Annotated in this window: 10 protein-coding genes and 2 tRNA genes; 4 read left to right on the top strand and 8 right to left on the bottom strand. The window is 33.5% G+C overall.

Annotated elements, in window-relative coordinates:
* The first annotated feature begins 3 nt into the window (after window positions 1-3).
* The 4 genes from BA768_RS11610 (at window position 4) to BA768_RS11595 (ending at window position 3804) form a co-directional block, all read left to right on the top strand.
* Complete coding sequence (locus tag BA768_RS11610) at window positions 4-1845, top strand: lysophospholipid acyltransferase family protein (protein ID WP_034674202.1); 1842 nt, start codon at window positions 4-6, stop codon at window positions 1843-1845.
* Between the two features lie 96 nt (window positions 1846-1941).
* Window positions 1942-2014: transfer RNA gene (locus BA768_RS11605), tRNA-Phe, on the top strand.
* Between the two features lie 251 nt (window positions 2015-2265).
* On the top strand, window positions 2266-3486 hold the full coding sequence (locus BA768_RS11600; protein ID WP_065720887.1) for a site-specific integrase: 1221 nt from the start codon (window positions 2266-2268) through the stop codon (window positions 3484-3486).
* Between the two features lie 245 nt (window positions 3487-3731).
* Window positions 3732-3804, top strand: a tRNA-Phe gene (locus BA768_RS11595).
* A gap of 326 nt (window positions 3805-4130) precedes the next feature.
* On the opposite strand, the gene BA768_RS11590 is transcribed toward BA768_RS11595, so the two are convergent.
* The 8 genes from BA768_RS11590 to BA768_RS11555 form a co-directional block, all read right to left on the bottom strand.
* A complete protein-coding gene (locus BA768_RS11590) occupies window positions 4131-5177 on the bottom strand; it encodes a hypothetical protein (RefSeq protein ID WP_065720886.1) in 1047 nt (348 codons plus the stop codon).
* A gap of 26 nt (window positions 5178-5203) precedes the next feature.
* Window positions 5204-5497, bottom strand: a complete 294-nt coding sequence (locus BA768_RS11585) for a hypothetical protein (RefSeq protein WP_065720885.1) — start codon at window positions 5495-5497, stop codon at window positions 5204-5206.
* A 78-nt stretch (window positions 5498-5575) separates the two neighbouring features.
* Window positions 5576-8038: a S8 family peptidase gene (locus BA768_RS11580; RefSeq protein WP_065720884.1), complete on the bottom strand. Its 2463-nt coding sequence runs from the start codon at window positions 8036-8038 to the stop codon at window positions 5576-5578.
* Between the two features lie 8 nt (window positions 8039-8046).
* A complete protein-coding gene (locus BA768_RS11575; protein ID WP_065720883.1) occupies window positions 8047-9027 on the bottom strand; it encodes an AAA family ATPase in 981 nt (326 codons plus the stop codon).
* A gap of 59 nt (window positions 9028-9086) precedes the next feature.
* Window positions 9087-9647, bottom strand: coding sequence for a recombinase family protein (locus tag BA768_RS11570; protein WP_065720882.1), 561 nt, complete (start codon window positions 9645-9647; stop codon window positions 9087-9089).
* A gap of 193 nt (window positions 9648-9840) precedes the next feature.
* Window positions 9841-14982, bottom strand: a complete 5142-nt coding sequence (locus tag BA768_RS11565) for an Eco57I restriction-modification methylase domain-containing protein (protein ID WP_065720881.1) — start codon at window positions 14980-14982, stop codon at window positions 9841-9843.
* The gene (locus BA768_RS11560; protein WP_065720880.1) at window positions 14982-15662 is read right to left on the bottom strand and encodes a hypothetical protein; all 681 of its coding nucleotides are present in this window, start codon (window positions 15660-15662) and stop codon (window positions 14982-14984) included. The genes BA768_RS11565 and BA768_RS11560 overlap by 1 nt, the downstream gene beginning before the upstream one ends.
* Window positions 15663-15738: 76 nt before the next feature.
* The gene (locus BA768_RS11555) at window positions 15739-16257 is read right to left on the bottom strand and encodes a DUF6449 domain-containing protein (protein WP_065720879.1); all 519 of its coding nucleotides are present in this window, start codon (window positions 16255-16257) and stop codon (window positions 15739-15741) included.
* Window positions 16258-16269 lie beyond the last annotated feature (12 nt).

Here is a 16269-nt window from a genome sequence, read left to right as displayed (position 1 = left end):
CACATGAGCTTAATCTCGAAAAACGATTTAATTAAAGCTTCCGGCTTACATAAGATAGGTTTTCTAAAAAACCCTGTCGCTTCTGCTGTGATGAGCATTGCGAAAATAAACGAAGTCAACAGACTCTATGATAAACTAAAAGATAAGGAAGGTAAAGACTTTTTCGATTCATTTGTAAGAGAGCGCAACTTAAGCTATGTTGCTTTTGAAGAAGATTTGGCAAAAATTCCGAAAACGGGGCCGTTTATTTTGGTTTCCAATCATCCTCTTGGAGCGATCGACGGAATTCTGATGTGTAAAATTCTGTCGGAAGTCCGTCCGGATTTTAAGGTGATGGGAAACTTTCTTTTAGAGAAAATAAAACCAATGGAACCTTATGTAATCCCTGTAAATCCTTTTGAAGGGAGAAAGGAAATCAGAAACAGCTCAACCGGAATGCGTGAAACTTTAAAGCATCTCGAAAATGGTGGCTGTGTCGGAATTTTCCCGGCAGGTGAAGTTTCCAATAAAAATAATCCGTACAGTGAGATTTTAGATAAAGAGTGGGAAAAACCAGCTTTAAAGCTTATAAAAATGGCTAAAGTTCCAGTGGTTCCGATGTATTTTCATGCTAAAAACAGTACATTATTTTATCAGGTTGCCAAAATCCATCCTAATTTACAGACATTAATGCTTCCTGCAGAAATGATGAATGACAGGGAAAAACCGATCCGGATAAGAATCGGTCGTCCGATTACAGTAAAAGTGATGGACGAAATGGAAAACATCGAAGAACTGGGAGAATTTCTGAAACGTAAGGTTTACATGATGAAATCTTACTACGAAAAAAGAAAATCTCTGGCTCAGGCTATAAATCTGAAAAATCTATATGTAAAATTCCCTTTATTACGGGAAGAAAATATTGTTCAGAACATTATTGATGAAACGCCGAAAGAAGATATACTGAAAGACATCAGTAAAATAAGAGGAACCGACAGGATGCTTTTCAGCAACGGTAATTATGAAATTTATTTTACACCTTACGAAGAAATACCTTCGGTAATGAGAGAAATCGGTAGACAGAGAGAACTGACATTCCGAGCTGTAGGTGAAGGAAGCAATCTTCCATTTGACCTTGACGAATACGACAAACATTATCATCACTTATTTTTGTGGGACAATGCTGCCGAAAAATTGGCAGGAGCTTACCGAATGGCTTTGGGTAAAGACGTCATGAAGAAATTCGGAATCAAAGGGTTTTACACCAGTTCTTTATTTGAGTTTGAACAGGATATCCATCCGTTTTTCAAAAAGGTAATTGAAATGGGAAGAGCTTATATCTGTGAAGAATATCAGCAAAAGCCACTTCCTTTATTCCTTTTATGGAGAGGAATTGTACACGTCTGCCTGAGAAATCCGGATCATAAATTTTTGATGGGCGGTGTAAGTATTTCCAATAAGTTTTCTGAATTTTCGAAATCATTGATGATCGAATTCATGCGATCAAATTATTACGACTCAGCTGTTGCTCAATATATTACTCCAAGAAATGATTACAAAGTAAAGCTGAGAGATCGCGATAAAAATCTGTTCATGAATGAAATGGAATCTGATTTAAATAAATTAGACAAAATCATCGATGATCTTGAACCGGAGCTGAGAATGCCTGTTTTAATAAAAAAATACATTAAACAAAATGCGAAAGTAATAGCATTCAATGTTGATCCTAATTTCAATGATGCGATTGATGGCTTAATGTACATAAGAATAAGTGATCTTCCGGAAAGCACCATAAAGCCAGTTTTAGAGGAAATGAGCGAACAAATAAGAAAAGAGCAGGAAAATAATCAGACTGAAAATCAGTAAGTTTTTATTTAATTCAAAAAAACTTCGATTAATATTTGCTTCATATACCAAAACTTCCTACTTTTGCATCACTTTAAAACAACGAAGTAAAAAAGAGGTTTCTTAGCTCAGTTGGTAGAGCAATGGATTGAAAATCCATGTGTCCCTGGTTCGATTCCTGGAGAAACCACTTAGAAACTAATAATTTCTAACAAAACCCCTCAAATTGTACAATTTGAGGGGTTCTTTTTTTATATTTAATATCAGAATTACACAAATTGTCTCAAATGAAAGGTGACCTTCTCGGTGACCTGAGCATTTTGACTTGTAAGGTAACCGAATTTCTCCAAAAGCCCCGCTACAAAGGCAATCCCGTTCAAATTTTGAACATCTTGATTTGTAGTTTGTCGAAAAAGTAATTTTAACCTTAAAAGTAATATTATGCATTCAAAAATTTCTGTACTATTCTACGCTAAGAAATCGAAAGTAAAAAGTAATTTACAAATCCCAATTTACCTTAGGATAACAGTCGATGGTAAACGCGCTGAATTCTCGACGGGGAAATCTGTAGACATAAGCAAGTGGAGCTCTACCGCAAGTCGTCTAAAAGGCAATTCTGAAGAAGCTCGGACAATGAACAAGTATTTAGATGTTTTAACCTCAAGCATCCTTCAAATCGAAAGAAATCTAGTCTTATCTGGCGAATCTTTTGACGCAACAGATGTGAAAAATATTTTAACCGGAAAATATGAAACGAGTCGCTATTTAGTTCCGATTTTTCAAGAGCATAATAATAAAATGGAAAAGCTTGTAGGAAAAGAATATGCAATAGCTACGCTTAAAAATTATAAGACTTGTTTATCACATCTAAAACAATTTCTGTGGAGCTTTCACAAAAAGCCTGATATTAATATTAGGAAAATTGAGCACTCATTCATGAATGATTTTGATTTCTATTTAAGAACTGAAGCGAAATGCAATAATAATTCTACCGTTAAACACACCAAAAACTTAGGTAAAATTCTGAAAATGTGTTATCATAACAATTGGATTGAAAAAGATCCAGTAATGTACTACAAAGGAAAATTTAATGAGGTAACTGTAAATTTCCTAACAGAGGAAGAAATAAAACACATATGGAATAAAGATTTTGCTGGTAAAGGACTAAATCTTGTTCGTGATATTTTTATTTTTAGTTGTTACACAGGATTAGCATATATCGATATTTATAATCTTAATAAGGACAGTATAAGCCAAGGAATTGACGGGAATCTATGGATTATGACCAATCGGCAAAAAACAGGTACGGTTTCGAACGTACCTCTCCTACCTATAGCTGAGGAAATCATTCGTAAATATGAAAATCATCCCGCTGCTTTACAAACAGATAAATTGCTTCCTGTCTACACCAATCAGAAAATTAATGAGTACTTAAAGACCATTGCTGATAATTGCGAAATTAATAAGAAGCTTACTTTTCATATTGCACGACATACATTTGCAACAACAGTAACACTTGGAAATAATGTATCTATGGAAAGTGTTAGTAAAATGCTTGGCCATAAAAGTATTAAAACTACTCAACATTATGCTAAAATACTGGATAAAAAAGTGAGTGGAGATATGATGGTTTTAAAAAGTGTATTAGAAAGTAAAATGTGATTGCTATATTATTTCAATGAGTAAGTAGAAATTAATGATGCTCAATTTTATTTGTAAAGATTGAGCATCATAATATAAATCTCCGCGTTTATTTAGCAATACTGTAAGTTTTTTAAAATTTAAAATACTGTTAACAAGATAGTTGAATTTCACAAGAAAGATTTTGTGAAAATTTATTTGTACGGTACTACAAAAACTTATATTTTTGCACCACTTTAAACAACAAAGTAAACCATAATAACAATGGTTCCTTAGCTCAGTTGGTAGAGCAATGGATTGAAAATCCATGTGTCCCTGGTTCGATTCCTGGAGGAACCACTAGAAATTAGATTTCTAAAACACCCCCCTCAAATTCTACAATTTGAGGGGCATTTTTTTATTCTTAATTAATTGTGAAATGTGGATCTTTGAGGTGACCTGTGCAAAAACAGACTTTTAAGGTCACCGAATTACCTAAACATACATAGGATTCAGCAGATATCTTGAGTTGAGCGGAGAAATTAATTCATAAAAGATAATTATATTAATATTCAACTAATTATCGTTTTTTGAGACTAAATTTTAATTATAAATAATGGGCTACTGCTTAGCGATATGGAGCTATATAGATCTTACCCCATTCCCTGAATCTTGCTTAATACTTTTTAAGATTCTATTTTTTCTGTAAATGCGAAATAATTGATAGGAAAAGCTTTATTATACCTAATATATGGAGTATATTTATCCGATATTATATTAATCAGTTGACAATAACTTTGTCTCCATTTAAAGGTTTTCCTATCATAAAATTTTGGCGATATATAAACATTTTCTAGATTATTTATTATATGAAATGACAAATATTTTTGGAATTCAAGTTCATTAGAAATATTATCTAGCTCTTCTAAGTATTTCATAGCTAATAAATCATCCGGAAATGCAGCTAAAATAATAACTGTTCTTTCGGCAAAAGGTAAAACAGTTGTGAAAATATCAGAATAAGAAATACTTTCGCTATTACTTAAATTAAATGGATTACCATTTTTGAAATGCCCTGGTGTAGAAACACCTGCACACGAAACGGGACATCTATATGGATATTCGTAACAATAATATTCTAAATCTTCATAGTTTTTATTTATTAAAATTTCATCTAAGCGTTTTTTTGGAATTTCTAAGTCTTGAAGAGCAAGTTTTACACCCTGTGTTACTTTATCAACATCTCTTCCGTAAAACTTATTTAAATAATTAAGTACTTCAGGTTCTGATGATGTGAAAAGTTTATATTCTTCGTATTTTCTATGATAAGAATGAGAAAATGACCTGTAAGTGTGCAAAAAGCAATGTAAATTATTATCAATATCAGTCGCCTCAGGATCATTTTCGATCTCTTTAAAAAGTTCTGTATCGTGAAAATCACAAAAACCATAAAATGTAGATGCATCCTTTCTTCCAATTGGCTTAAGATCTAAAAAGTTATATTTCTTGTTAATCTGCCTTTCAGTGTGACAGTATATGAAAGAATTTCCCTTAACAGTTTTTTCTAATAATTTTAAGGAACCTTGTCGCTGTAAACTATGAGCATTTTTTATTGGTAAACGACATTCCCCTTTAATTGGATGAGAACAATCTTTAATTGTTCCTCCTTTGGAAATTAATAAAGTAAGTCGATTTAATTCTTTTTGTTGTCGTATAAATTCTTCTTGTTCCATGATTATTTTTCATCGTTTTTTGAGATTTATCCTTTAATTTCGGGATAAATTTTTCTACCTAATGAAGCAAATAATTCGTTGATAATATTTTTACCAAGAATGTCAATTACTAATTCTTCAGTTTCATCCTGATAATAACTATTAAATCCATTATTATCAAGTACCGATTGAAGTATCTTATAATCAAAAAAATAAGTTACTTCACTCATTTTTACAAGTAATAAACAATCTGAATCGAGTGACAATTCCACATAATCCCCACTGGGAATAGATAATTTATTATTGACTGCGAATAAAAGCTTTGTTAAATTAAATCTCATTTGAATTTGATTTTTAAATGTTTTATAATACTTATGTAGTTAAATTTATCCGTTTCTATCGTTTTTTGAGATTATTAATTAAATTTCAATTGGAACTTGTAAAAGAACTGGAGTGTAAATATCAACATCTATATTTGATGTTTCAATCGTTACAATTAAGCTATAGCGAATCTGCTTGGTATAGCGAGCAAGTTGCTTTCTATTTTTCCACCAACCACCTACAGGATAAATTGCAATTTTATTTCGCGTCGAAAGATCTATAGCTGTTCCTTTCCAAATATCTTTATGGATAGATCCTTTATCACGAGCTTTTGAGCCAAGAATCCAATGCTCATTTCCTTCGGGAATATAATTGTCATCGCGAGCTGCTTTACTTACTCTTGCAGAAAATGCCTCTTCGCTCTCGTTTGTATCAATCATTTTAAATCTTAAACCATGCGAACGGTAGCTTGCTGCAAGTTCATATTGACGATTACCTGGATTAGGCTCGATGAAATACGACAACGTTAGTTTTAACTGGACTGGAGTATTCATTAGTTCTTGAAGAACATCAACAGGCCATGGTAAGTCTATAAGATGAAATTCATTTGTTTTAACTCTATTATCTTCAAATTTATATGGTTTGAGATATCTTTCAATAATTAATGAAAGTGAATTGTTAGCACTAAATTTTGCTTTATTAAAATTCGGAACACCATATCCCACAGTTGATAAAAGAGCAAGTTTACGATCAATAGATAACTCCGAGATCTGATGTCCGCCCAACATAGAGTCAGTCCAATCTGCTGAATGAATAATTAATGCTCTAATAGTCTCAGGCCAATATGTTGGATACGATTCATAAAGCTCAGCAGCAAACTTACTTGCTAAAGCCGTTGCAGCACTTGTATCACCAAATGTTGTAAACCATGAACGTCCTAATCCACCTTTCGCTGTCGATAAAAGAGACAACGAATCCGGGTCAATTATTCCTTCACTAAAAATTCCTTGATTTCCACCCTCCATAACAATATCAGGTTTTCTTGGCCATTCTTGTTGCCACATTATAGATGTTTTATTACATGGTGCCATATCTCCCCTTTGAGCAACCAATAATGCTTCGGGAAACTGATTAAAATCTATTGCATCCTTCAAAGTATAAGCACCTACAGTAACTGCATTAAAGGATTGCGCAGGATCCTCAATTGAATATTCATCATTAATTATTGGGAAATTTATCCGATCATCCATCGGAATGTTACCAGAGGATACAAAAAATAGAGTTGTAATATTTGGATTATCTGGATCTCCAAAAATTCTTTGATCTATTGCTGCTGACCAAGATGAAGGTCTTCCTAAATGCGCTAATGTATCACTGGTTACTGCCATGCAAACAATCCTTTTACTTCGTGGATTGATTAATTCTGCTCGAGCAATAGCCTCCTGTGTTATAGCACCATATAGTTCAGGATTATTCGGTTGACTTGGTTCAATAATCTTTATACTTTCAAGATCATGGTAAATCTCAATCCTGTTAAATCCATCCATGGCATCACTCAAATCCCCGTACATAATCAATCCCGCCATAGGCGTTCCATGGCCCTGTCTATGAGAATCACTTTTAGACCATGATGGTTCAATTGCATCTAAATTCCCTATATCAATTAAGCTTTCTAACAGAGGGTGAGCAATATTAACACCTGTATCTAACAAACAGACAGATACATTGCCTAACAGCTGATAATTATCTACGCGCTGATTGAGATTCTGAATCCAATCATTTTGCTCTGGTTTATCTAGGCATGTAAAAAAATCAGCTGTTTCTTTAGGCTTTCGTAGTTCTGAGAGTGAATCAGTATATAAAATCGAATTACCCAACTGGATTGCATTTCCATAAACTAAGAAAACAATATGTTCTGGAAAAGAAAGATATCTACCCCTTCCAATTTGGATTCCAGCATTTCTCAAAATTTCGAAAATTCCTTCTAGTTGTTCATCAGTTGATATTAAAGAATTTCTATATATCCAGATTTCCCACCATGTATTCTCTCCAGATTGCGGAAATGCAAGTTCAGGCTCCTGCCAAAAACTTTTTAATGTTGCACTTTTAATTGACTCAAGATTAGCAATGAGATTCTGATGTTTAGGATTTCCCCTAGCTGTTTCTTCACCAATATACTGTTCCACTTTTCGTAAAAAGCCACCAATAGCTCTAGGATTCATGCATACAGTTGCTTCGTAGACATCGTCTTCTGAGTTTTCGCCAGATATTCTCCTGTATGAAGCGAGTCTGTAATTCAAATTTGAATCCTCAAATTTATCGATGTCTAAAAGAAATCCTGGTGCCGATTTGAAAACAAGATAAACGAACTCAACTTCAGGTGCAAGTACCTTAAAAATATTAACAGCTTCGTTAAATTCATTTTGTATTTTTTGCCCTTGAACTGCTCTGTCAAGATTCAGGCGCGGTTTTACTTTACTTCTCCCCGTAGAAATAGAGGTATAAGGCATTGGAGCAGTACGTTCTTTGAGAAAAATGTGATCACGTAAAAATTGAGGCATATTTTAGGTTAAAATGGTTTCTTTCTATGCTTTATTGAATCAATAAAGTGACCCTCGGAAATTTCATCTATCCCATACACCAAAATATCTTTTGCAAGATCTTCACAAACTCTAGAAATCTCAGAATAACTGAGGCCAATTGACTCTGTAGCAATTTTTTCTAAATTAAAACTATTACTTAAATTAAGTTCATCCAATCTTTTCACATATAGCTTTTTAATTTCCGGTAATTCCGGTAATGTGTAAATGATTATATCATCAAAACGTCTAAAGAGAGCTGTATCTAAAAATTCAGGAATATTAGTAGCAGCAATGATTACACTGTTGGAATTATCCTTCTCCAGCTGCAATAGAAAACTATTTAAAACCCTCTTAATTTCTCCAACCTCATTAAGACTTGTTCTGGTAGTTCCTACACTATCGAATTCATCAAAAAGGTAGACAGCACGGAATTGATTCATTGCATTAAAAATTTGTCTAAGCTTAGCAATCGATTCTCCCATATATTTGCTAATCAAACCATCCAGCCTGATAACAAATAATGGTATAGCTAGCTCGTTCGCAAGAGCACTAGCGGACATTGTCTTACCACATCCCGGAGGACCCGCAAATAATAGTTTTTTTCTAGGGTGAAGATTATGATGTTTTAAAAGTTCAATTTTGGATTGCTCATCTAATATTCGTCTGAGTGACTTGTTGATTTTAGAAGATAAAATCATATTATTAAGCTTAAACTCTGGTTGAATAAGTTCTAATAATTCGCTTAGTTCCTTTTGACCAACGCTATCATGAAGTGGTCTTATAACACCTGCAAATTTTGATTTGCTTGACTTTGCATTATCAATAAGCTTCTTTATCTCATCAGCTAAAGTGACATGCCCTTTTTTAGCTTCAGCGGCAGCAATTTGCATTGCGGTAGCATAAAACCTGCTATCGTCACCAACCCCGTATGATTTAATTAAACTCTTTATTTGTTCTGCTGCAGCCATAAGTATATAATATACAAAATAACAATAAATATTTGAAATCTGATTAAATAGCTATCAACTTAAGATTTAACTATTTTATAAAATGTTGTTTTGCTTCCAATTTTGAAAACTTTCATAATTTCTTCAATAGGAAGATTTTTACTTTCATAGGAAGTCTTCACTAAAGGAGCAATTTTTTTATATTTTTCTGTCATTCCTTTTGGTCTACCTCCATTTTTCCCTCTTGCTCTAGCTGCTTTCAATCCAGCATTTGTTCGCTCTATCAAAACGTTTCTTTCATGCTCAGCCAAAACGCAAAAAATCTGGAAGATTAATTTTCCACTAGCAGAGCTGGTATCTATATTCTCAGAGATAGATCGAAAGTGTATTCCTTTCTCGTTCAATTCTGTTACGAATTGAATTAATCCAACTGTTGTTCTTCCAATCCTGTCTAATCTCCAGACCGTTAAAGTATCTCCCTTCCTAATATATTTCAATAAATCATTAAGTTGCGGCTTTTCTGATTTTACTCCACTAACTTTGTCAACATAAATTTTTTCAATTCCAACTTTTTTTAAAGCATCTGTTTGTAAATCTAAATTTTGTTCAAACTTGCTGACTCTTGCATATCCTATTATCATTAGTACATTTTACTCATTTTTAACAAATATAATGTAATTTGATTTTATGTACAACGAAAATGTACTTAAAAAGACGAGAATAAGCTTTAATTAAAAAAATCAATGCAATTGCATAAAACCGACCAGAATTTAAAACTGTAAAAGTTGAATAGGTACCTTAAAGCAAAATGAAACTTGTGTAATAAAAATCACCTTATCTTTTCATTCCTGAATAAACTGATACCTCACTACTAAATTCTCTTTCTTGTGATAGTGAAGAATTTTCTTTGTTAAAAACTTCGTGTTCAGTTTGAGGATAAAAAAGTGCCTTGTTTTCTATAGCTCTGTCACTTATAAAATCCAGCAATAAATCAGCTCTTAACCTTTCATCCTTTTCCTTTTTATATTGAGCAATCAAGTCCTGTCTAATAAAAGGAAGCTCATCTAATTTTTTATCCAACTCACCTATTCTCTCATCAGTGGTTTTAGTTTGAATTTCTATTTCTTTAACATTCACTCCTTTTTCAGCCAAGTTTTGAATAGTTTCTTCTAATTGAGCTTTATGCATATCAATTGTTTTCTGATACGATGGTAATTGGTTTTTCCAGTAATCCGAATTTATATCGCCATTTTCTGAGTATCCTAAAATCCTATTATAAGAATGTTCAGCTTTAGTTACCAATTCCCTCACTTTTAAGAAATCTTCATACTTCCTTAAAACAAACGCATTATCAGCCAGATGCTTATTTTTCTCACTTTCAATCTTTCTTTTTAGCAATTCAATTTCAATATTAGCTCTTGTTTCCGGATTTGTTATAATTGATGTTTTGAGTTCCTGCGTACTTATATCCGAAATATCCAAAACATTCGCTCCCTTTTTCATTGCTTCCAAATATCTTGCTTGTTTTGATTGAAGCTTCTGAAGCATAAACACATCGATGCTGTCATTAGTAAGCATAAAATTGACCCTCACATTTTCGTACTTATTTCCCTGTCTCCAGGCACGACCTTCAACCTGTCGTAAGGTTGTAAAATTGTAGGGAAGAGAAAGCATATACAAATCCGTGGTGTTTTGCTGAAGATTCATTCCTTCCTGAATCGCCTCGCTTCCGAGAATAATTTTGACTTTTCCCGAATTGAAATCATCTTGAATTTTCAGCCTATTTGGTTTACTCGTTGCTCCAGTAATGACACCAATTTCTTCAGGTTTAAAACCAACTTCCGTAATGAGATAATCTTTTATTTTCGGAAATTCTGCAACAGCCAATTCTGAATATAAAATCTGACCGGAATCAGGCATATCTCTTTTATTCTGCTGTATCAGATTCATTGTCTCTATCAACTTAGGGGAATTCTCAATAAATTCTTTTATTGAAGGAAATTCCCCGTCATAGTAAGGAGACAGATAAGGAGAAATAGCAATAAGTCGAGCATTAAGAATATGTGTAAGAATTGCTCCCTTTTGAGAATCGTCGAAATTCTCTGTTAGCAAATCATATTGTTGTTGCGTTAGATCATTCTGCTCAATTTTATATTCTTTATTAATCTTGGTTGGACGAATTAATTCAGGATTATCTTCTTCGCCTTTTATATCAATAAACTCAGATAGGAGCTGTTGAAACAACGAATTATTTTTAAACCTACGTACATTGGCTTTAAACTTTACATCTCCTTTCGCATCAATTTCCATATCATTATCCGCCTCCATAAAGGTTTCAAAAAAAGTATTGACATTAAAATATCCGGATTCTTCAAGACGCTTATTCGCAATCAATGACAATATCGAATAATACTCCAAAGGTTTATTGGTAAAAGGAGTTGCTGAAAGAAGCGTAACATTTCTACCATCATATTTATCCTGAATATATTGAGATGCCATCCATGTATTAATTCCCAATCTTGAAGTCTGCTGATTTTGACTTCTAAAATCAGAGGCAAATCTTCGATCCTCAATTCTTACCTTTCCAACAATGTGATTGGCATTATGAACTTCATCAAAAGTCAAATGATCAAAACCAAAATCTTCCCAGTCATAGATTTTGCCACGTTTCATTTTTCCCTGCAGCTCTTTTTCTTTTTCTAATTCTTTCTGAAAATCTCTTTCGCTAATTGAATTAACACTACGCAATTCACTCTCTGAAATGTAAGAAAACTTGGAAGCTAAATCTTGAGTAATATTTTCGGAGAAACCGATATTATTAAAACCTTCATAAGTAACAATTGTGATTTCTCCATCTCTGTTATCAAATCGGGAAAGGTCATAATCTTTTCCAAGATTTCCCAAGACATTTACTTTCGCATTCGGAATTGTTTCAAATATTGTTTCGACCCACTGTTTTAAAATACTGTCATTAGGTACTACAATCAATGGTCTTTTAGAATTTCCACGCTCCATCGCTTCGTGCATTGATAATATTCCGGAAAGTGTTTTTCCAAAACCCACTTCGTGTGCCAGTAGACCAACTCCTTTTGTCGTTAGCCTTCCGATTCCTGCCTTTTGTACTTCGGTCAGCCTAAGTTCTTTCCCTTTAAAATTGAGATGAATTTTGGAAAATAGAGGAAATTTGGAATAGTCCGGAACGTTGATATTATTATAATTTCTGTTGAATTCTTTTATAAAACTCTCTCTTAAATCGTCTGATAATTCTTCACGAATGAACTTTTCAAATAGGTCATTTGCTGCAGCCTTTCTTCTTTCACGGACCAAGGCATTTCTTTCTTTATCACTACCCGTAACCGTTTCATTGTCTACATAACTTCGAACCTCCCAGGCTGAAGAACCAGCGAAAGCTTCGCTGGATAAATTGCCAACAAAGTCCTTGAATTTTTCAGCTAAATTGTAATCAACAATTACTGTTTCAACCTGTCTTGTAGATTGATTGTATTTTTCTTTCTCTACTTGTCCCAATGCAAATTGGTGGACAAATTCGTGATTGGGACTTATAGAAATTTCCTCCAAAGATTTGGGAGTTGGCAGAACACTTAACAATAATTCCTTTTGCTTCTCATATTGGTTTTCAGTTCCGCCGATGGCATATTTATCTACAAAGTCTTTTTCCAACTGTTCAAGCTTGGAATAGATATTTCCTTCAGCATAATAAAAATCGTGCACCCATTTCCCATCAATAAAATTGGCAAACTTGTAGTGCTCTCCTCTATTATTCAACGTCCCGTCGTAATCTGTATCACGAAAAGCAGCGATTTGCTCTGCTGAAATATCTGAGCTGTTTTGTAATGACGTATTTACAATTGTGTCTGACTTTGAAAAAAGATATTTTAAAACACCTTTTTTTATCTCAGGTTTTGTTTGAATCCTGTACTCAGAATCAAGTTTCTTCTGGGATTGGATGAGCTTTTCAGATTTATCACAAATCTCCTTGAGCCTTTCTGCAGAAAAGGATTTTACATCTTTATCGATTTGGTCTTTTAGCTCGGTATATTTCTCAATTTCTTTTACAACAGCAGGAGACTTAAATTTGATTTCTTGAAATGTTGAAAGAACATCATCTATTTTTTCTTTAGCTTCGGAAAGGTAATTTTCATTTTGAATTTCAACTGAAATGTCTTTTCTAACGGAAATTTTCTCTTTTACTTCCGCTTGCGTATTCTCGAAGAATAAATCTTCAAACAAATTACCAATACGCTCGTTTTGCTTCTTAGTTCTGAGTTGTTCTATTCTTGCTAATGCTTCATCCAGACTACCGTGGACATAATTTTCCATTCGCCCAAAACGATTACTTTTCTCTCGAATTTCCCCCAGAATATTTTCAGGATTTCTTTCGAAATAATTAGAAACATCCTGTGTGATTTTTTGTGAAGCTTTTCTCAGAATGATGATATCGGTTCCAATCTGCGTTCCTGCGAAAGAACCGGTTGGTAAACGATAAGCATTGGAAATTTCTGCATTTTCTAGTTTCTTTTGTCGATTAAGCCAACCTGAAGGAAGCACCATTGCCAAAACTCCATTCGGTTTTAAAGAGTCCAAAGAGCGCTTGACAAAATAATCTTCATATTTGCTTATTTTGGGTTCCTCTCCCAGCCCTTTGTACAAACCACGATGTTCTCCATAAGGTGGATTTCCAATTACCAAATCATACTTTTCAGAGAATTCTTTCGATTCTCGCTTAAAACCTTTTTCGTCAATAAATTCAGTTTCAAAGGAACGTAGGTTGACATCGGCTTCAGGATGAAGGATTTTAGAAATTTTAGCAGTTGCTTCATTAATCTCAAAAGCAGAAATATTGATTTTTAAGCCAAGGTCTTTCACAGCATACAGAAAATTTCCAGTTCCAACACTAGGTTCTAAAACTGAAATTTCTTTTTGATTTTTAAAATGGTCTTTGATTAGGTTGCGAATAGTATCAACAATCTTAGAATCCGTGTAGTACTCATCTAAAATTCCTCGACCTTCTTTTGCTGTACCACCGCTTTTATATTGATTACAAATGTTTTTTAATTCATCTGACACATCAACATTCGGATAGATAACGACTTTATTATCTTTAGAAATAAAACAAGCTGCAGAAACCACTTCTGCAACTTGGTCATTGGTCAGTTTTTGACCTTTATATTTTGAAATGAGAAACTCTAATCCCTCGATATTTTTAGAGTTGTCTACCTCTCGTCCGTCTCCGTCGGATACAGTTCTCCCGGGTACGATTCTGCCCAAACGTTTTTGTTTGTCTTCATTTTGCTCAGCATTTTGCGGTTGTGTTCCGTCAATGGATTTTCCTCCTCCGTTTCCTGAATTGCTCCACTCTGTGCCTTTAAATCCATTTCCAGCATTTTTGCTGTCCACATTTTGTCTTCCTGAGTAATCTCCGTTTTGCTTGGATGGGCTTTTTTGCAAAGTTCTACCAGAATCTCGTCTAGGAATTTCGGTTCCCAAGTGCTGAGTGTTGGATATTCTTTCTGATCTAACATTAAGGTTTGCATTTTCTGATTTTTTTGATTCAACTAAATTAATATTTTTATCCTGATGATTCAATTTGTTTTTGAGATATTCATTCAAGTCTTTATTGCCATCATTTGAAATCTCATACATCTTGCGGATATCCTTGATATTCTTTCCTTTGAATTCCATTTGAATTTTAAGAGTTGCCGCATCTCCTATCCTATCTCCTTCCAGACAAAGAAATATTTTCCCATCAAAATTTTGATATCGATTCAGAAATTCTGTTGTATTACTGGCAGAATTAAGTGTAACAAGACTTCTGTTGTTGACTTGATTATTTAATTTTAAAAGTTCCAGAAATGAAAGCATATCGGTTTGTTTTCCAAAAACAACCAACTCATTTTTAGTTCCATTGATAATAGAAATACCATCTATAACTTTTAAAGAATCTACTCCTTCCATCAATTATTTTTTCTGTTGTTTACGAAGTGATTAAATTCAAAAAATTCTTTTGCTTCATCATCCCAACTTTTTCTTGGCAATAGCTGAAGTGTTACGAAAATGTCTGTCTTTTTGTTATAAGAATCAATTCGCTCCAGTCTCCCGTGATAGTCTTTTTCAGCGTGTCTGTAAAATGAATACGGCAAAATTGTATCTGTTGGATAAATATAGAATCTGGTATAATTCCACGGAGAATTAATCTCAAAACGTTTATATTTTTTATTGAATAAAATTGTATCGGAAAGATTTTTTCGGTTTCTGTAATTGGGAATCCAATCTTTTGAAAAGACAGCACCTTCCTTCTTTTCCCAAACCGATTGAGAAGTTTGCCTTTTGGAAATATCTTTGAATATGATATTGCTTCCCAATGACCCGATTGGGTAACATATTGAATCCTCGATGAAATATATTTGCTTGCTGACCTCTGAAAATGTATGATCGGGTACTAATTCGATAAATTGATTTTGCGAATAGTTCAGCTTTGATAGATGAAAACTCTGCATCTGATCCAAACCCTTGGAAGCATCGAAATAGACATTCGAGATTAGATCAATTCCTCCTTTCTCTGATTTGATATTTTTCCGACAAGAGTTTAATGCGAAAAGAAGTATAAAAATTGGAAGTAATAGTTGAATTTTCATATCAATTGGATTTAAAAAAGCGGTAAATCTTTTGATGACTTACCGCTTCCTGTAGTATTATAGGTAAGATAGATGTTTATCGTTTAATGCTCTGCTCCCGAATATTGGCTTTATCGTGACTGTTATCTTGTTCCAAGCCTTCTAAAGGTTTATTGGTATTTATCCGGTTCATCTCGTTGTCATAAAGTTTAAGATTTCTATTCTGTGGATCCAGAACAGCTTCTGCCTCTATGACCTGATCGTTTTCTTTATACTTCACCTTAACAATATTTCCTTTTTCCAGAGACTTTATACTGTTTTCTTTCCATTCCGGATTATCAAATAACAGATTAGATTTTTCAACAATCTTAGCTGTATCCACTCCGTAATTTTTATAGAAATTTTGGAAATAGTAATTACCTTTATCCGTTTTGGGCTCATTAAAATTAAATTGAACAAACGCCGGTTCTGTTTGATTGTTCTTAGGATTGACAAACTCAATTTTCACACTTCGTCCTTCCAAAAGATTTACAGCTTCTTTTGCTGTAAAAAATTGTTCCCGACTTACAGGAAAATTATGAGATATTTCCTCTTTTTTATTATTGGTCAATACCATAAGCGTAGCACA

Origin of the sequence: Chryseobacterium sp. CBo1, assembly GCF_001693475.1 — a bacterium.
Classification (GTDB): Bacteria; Bacteroidota; Bacteroidia; order Flavobacteriales; family Weeksellaceae; genus Chryseobacterium; species Chryseobacterium formosense.
The sequence above is the reverse complement of the archived record's forward strand: the minus strand, read 5'-3'. Positions and strand labels throughout refer to the sequence as shown.

Bases quoted from the DNA above. Each gene is read 5' to 3' on its own strand.
- BA768_RS11600 (WP_065720887.1), top strand. From the start codon at position 2,266: ATGCATTCAAAAATTTCTGTACTATTCTACGCTAAGAAATCGAAAGTA.
- BA768_RS11580 (WP_065720884.1), bottom strand. From the start codon at position 8,038: ATGCCTCAATTTTTACGTGATCACATTTTTCTCAAAGAACGTACTGCT.
- BA768_RS11570 (WP_065720882.1), bottom strand. From the start codon at position 9,647: ATGATAATAGGATATGCAAGAGTCAGCAAGTTTGAACAAAATTTAGAT.
- BA768_RS11590 (WP_065720886.1), bottom strand. From the start codon at position 5,177: ATGGAACAAGAAGAATTTATACGACAACAAAAAGAATTAAATCGACTT.
- BA768_RS11560 (WP_065720880.1), bottom strand. From the start codon at position 15,662: ATGAAAATTCAACTATTACTTCCAATTTTTATACTTCTTTTCGCATTA.
- BA768_RS11565 (WP_065720881.1), bottom strand. From the start codon at position 14,982: ATGGAAGGAGTAGATTCTTTAAAAGTTATAGATGGTATTTCTATTATC.
- BA768_RS11575 (WP_065720883.1), bottom strand. From the start codon at position 9,027: ATGGCTGCAGCAGAACAAATAAAGAGTTTAATTAAATCATACGGGGTT.
- BA768_RS11585 (WP_065720885.1), bottom strand. From the start codon at position 5,497: ATGAGATTTAATTTAACAAAGCTTTTATTCGCAGTCAATAATAAATTA.
- BA768_RS11610 (WP_034674202.1), top strand. From the start codon at position 4: ATGAGCTTAATCTCGAAAAACGATTTAATTAAAGCTTCCGGCTTACAT.
- BA768_RS11555 (WP_065720879.1), bottom strand. From the start codon at position 16,257: ATGGTATTGACCAATAATAAAAAAGAGGAAATATCTCATAATTTTCCT.